General features: G+C 56.4%; 6 protein-coding genes and 2 other RNA genes. All 8 read right to left on the reverse strand.

Going from position 1 to position 2,334, the window contains the following annotated elements; all coding sequences use genetic code 11:
- Positions 1-141: 141 nt before the first annotated feature.
- Positions 142-654 carry a hypothetical protein gene (locus BN1130_RS07610; protein WP_042041226.1) on the reverse strand — a complete coding sequence of 171 codons (513 nt, stop codon included), beginning with the start codon at positions 652-654 and terminating at the stop codon, positions 142-144.
- Complete coding sequence (locus BN1130_RS07615; protein WP_042041227.1) at positions 647-901, reverse strand: hypothetical protein; 255 nt, start codon at positions 899-901, stop codon at positions 647-649. The genes BN1130_RS07610 and BN1130_RS07615 overlap by 8 nt, the downstream gene beginning before the upstream one ends.
- Positions 898-1,104, reverse strand: coding sequence for a hypothetical protein (locus tag BN1130_RS07620; RefSeq protein WP_042041228.1), 207 nt, complete (start codon positions 1,102-1,104; stop codon positions 898-900). Before BN1130_RS07620 ends, BN1130_RS07615 begins: the two co-directional genes overlap by 4 nt.
- Positions 1,105-1,139: 35 nt before the next feature.
- Positions 1,140-1,213, reverse strand: an RNA gene (locus tag BN1130_RS21605) — hammerhead ribozyme type II.
- A gap of 6 nt (positions 1,214-1,219) precedes the next feature.
- On the reverse strand, positions 1,220-1,546 hold the full coding sequence (locus tag BN1130_RS07625; protein WP_042041229.1) for a hypothetical protein: 327 nt from the start codon (positions 1,544-1,546) through the stop codon (positions 1,220-1,222).
- Between the two features lie 9 nt (positions 1,547-1,555).
- Positions 1,556-1,628, reverse strand: an RNA gene (locus BN1130_RS21610) — hammerhead ribozyme type II.
- 147 nt (positions 1,629-1,775) lie between these two features.
- Positions 1,776-2,000, reverse strand: coding sequence for a hypothetical protein (locus tag BN1130_RS07630; protein WP_042041230.1), 225 nt, complete (start codon positions 1,998-2,000; stop codon positions 1,776-1,778).
- A partial coding sequence (locus BN1130_RS07635; RefSeq protein WP_232301953.1) for a hypothetical protein occupies positions 1,997-2,334 on the reverse strand: 338 nt, incomplete at its 5' end. The genes BN1130_RS07630 and BN1130_RS07635, both read right to left, overlap by 4 nt.

The following is a 2,334-nucleotide window of genomic DNA, read 5'->3' on the forward strand; positions in this document are numbered from 1 at the left end:
GACCATAGACTGACGCCCCGTATACCGGGTCAGCATCGAGCGGCTCGGCAAAGGCCTGCGCCACCTTGTGCAGCGCGCTGAGCTCTCTTTGGTACCGGCACCAGGCTTGCCATACCGGTACATCATCACAGCGATAGTGCATCATTGAATGCCTCCTTCAAGGTCATTTAAACGGGCTTTCAACCCTTGGTTTTCTTGTTGCAGTGAGACGACCTGAGTGCCCAGGTTGACGATCTCCTGGTAGAACATCTCAGTGCCGACTTCCAGGGCAATCAGGTGCTCGAGGTTGCGCTGCTTGTTGCAACTGCTGCCGCAACACATCTCGATGTCGTGGCGTCCTGAGTGTTCGATTGCCTGCTTAAAAAGAACCATAAGCGGGTCCTGCGCCGCAGTGCCTTGCGCATGTACTTCCTCCAGTAGTCGTTTCAGATCGTGATAGGCGAGCGCGTTGCTGGGCAAGCTCATCACCAGGTCAGTTAACTTGGTCTCGGCAATCCTGGCCTTGCGCGCCGCCATGGAGGCGAACGACAGCACATCCGTGAGCTGCGCATACAGCTGCTGCCCCAGCGGGGTGGTGTACTCGGCCAGGGCGGGAAACTCCCGCTTGCCCAGCCAGGTCACGATCTCGCTCACTTCCTTCTCTTGCTCAGTCATGATGGACTCCACGAATGCGATAGAGGCAGACCTTTGCCCTGCGGGGAAAGCGGCCTTGGTACAGGTGGGTTTCTTCAACGGTGATGGCATTGAGCTGGTTATCCTTGCGCTCGCAGGTCTCGCGCAGGCAACTCGCCAGGTTCTCCCTGGCAGAGATATCCAGCTCATCCAGCACGCCCGCGTCAATCATCTGGCAGATGGTCATCGGCGGGCGCTGCGCCAGCCAGGCCAGCAGTTTGGCCCTCATGGCCGCGCCCTCTGGATATCTCGCTCCAGCAGCGACACGGCCTGCAGGGCTTCCTGTGCCAGTGACGGGGTATTGAAGCGGGATGCGCGCCTGGCGAATGCCAGCAGGCGTGCACGAATGGCCACCATGTCCCGTAAGGACAGGGCAACGCAGTAGGTTTCAAACAGCTTGGTCAGCTGCAGTGACATCGTGTGGTAAGTCATTGTCCTCTCCTATGTCAGGGAGATGACAACCGGGATCCAGGCTGCTCATCAGTACCCGGCCACCACGCCGGGCAGACCATCCCACCATGGCTGGCGGGAGGTTTCGCTTATCGTGTTACTCGAACCAAGTTTCGTAGTCCGACTCACACTCCTTGAAACTCTGCAACTTGATATACCGCAGTTGGTAGATTTGCTTGGCCAGCACAGGCTCACTCTTGAGCAAGGCAAGCTGACATTGGTGCAGGCAGAGCACTGCCTCAGCCAGTTGCTCTTCGCGGAAATTGGCAACTAACCCCGACTCCAGCACGACCTGGTGAACATAGCGGCGGGTTTCGTCATCTTTGGCGGCCTTCTTGGCATTGGCGACCTCGAGTAAGTAGCGCAACTGGTCATAATCCAGCGCCGCCACATAGTCTTTGATAGGCATGGGTCTGTCGGTCATGTGATTTCCTATTAGCTGCTCATCAGTACCCGATCACCACATCGGGTAGACCATCCCGCCAGGAAGGCGGGAGGTTTCGCTTACAGGCTGATATTGAATGACTCATCACAGTGCTGGCATTGGCAATATCCTCCGTCCAGTTCGTCTTGCAGCACATCAGTTTCCTCGTCGCAATGAGGGCAGCGGGCCGTGACCTGGAAGCGCATGATTTCTCCGTGTAACTCCTGACTCATCGCTCCCCCTGTTGCGCTTTCAGCGCCTTGTTGGCTTTGTTGATGATGGTGATTAACATTGCTCTGCGGCTGAAGTGCCTGCCGTCGTTGCGAGCGCAGATGACATCAAAACAGGCCTGAGCATCGTTTAGTGCTTGCTGTGGGTTACTCTGCAGCTGGCACTCCAGGGAGCTTTTGGCATCAGCCACGGACGTGTTGAGCAGCATCGTGACGTTGTTCATAACACCGGCTCCTCCTTCGCTTTGTATTCGATGGTGACCTTGGCAACCTCATGTTGAGTCAGGCGCACGTTCACGAACGACTCGGTCTTGCCGTCATCCACCCACACCATTTCGTCTTTCATGGCCTTGAAGTACTGCTCCCGCCCGATATCGCCCAGAGCTTCCTGGGTCATGGCCATGGCGATTTGCTGCTGTACAACGGCCGAATACATGTCTTGAAAAAACGCATCCAGCTTGTCGTTGGGGATCTGGTCGATGATGTCTTTGATGGTGGTAATGCGATAAGTTTTCATGCTGTCGGCCCTCCTAACTTTGCTTGCTCCTGACCATTCAC

Source organism: Aeromonas rivuli (assembly GCF_000820045.1).
Lineage (GTDB): Bacteria > Pseudomonadota > Gammaproteobacteria > Enterobacterales > Aeromonadaceae > Aeromonas > Aeromonas rivuli.

Excerpts from the sequence above, each read along its gene's own strand:
- BN1130_RS07625 (WP_042041229.1), bottom strand. The coding sequence starts at position 1,546 with ATGACCGACAGACCCATGCCTATCAAAGACTATGTGGCGGCGCTGGAT.
- BN1130_RS07615 (WP_042041227.1), bottom strand. The coding sequence starts at position 901 with ATGAGGGCCAAACTGCTGGCCTGGCTGGCGCAGCGCCCGCCGATGACC.
- BN1130_RS07620 (WP_042041228.1), bottom strand. The coding sequence starts at position 1,104 with ATGACTTACCACACGATGTCACTGCAGCTGACCAAGCTGTTTGAAACC.
- BN1130_RS07630 (WP_042041230.1), bottom strand. The coding sequence starts at position 2,000 with ATGAACAACGTCACGATGCTGCTCAACACGTCCGTGGCTGATGCCAAA.
- BN1130_RS07610 (WP_042041226.1), bottom strand. The coding sequence starts at position 654 with ATGACTGAGCAAGAGAAGGAAGTGAGCGAGATCGTGACCTGGCTGGGC.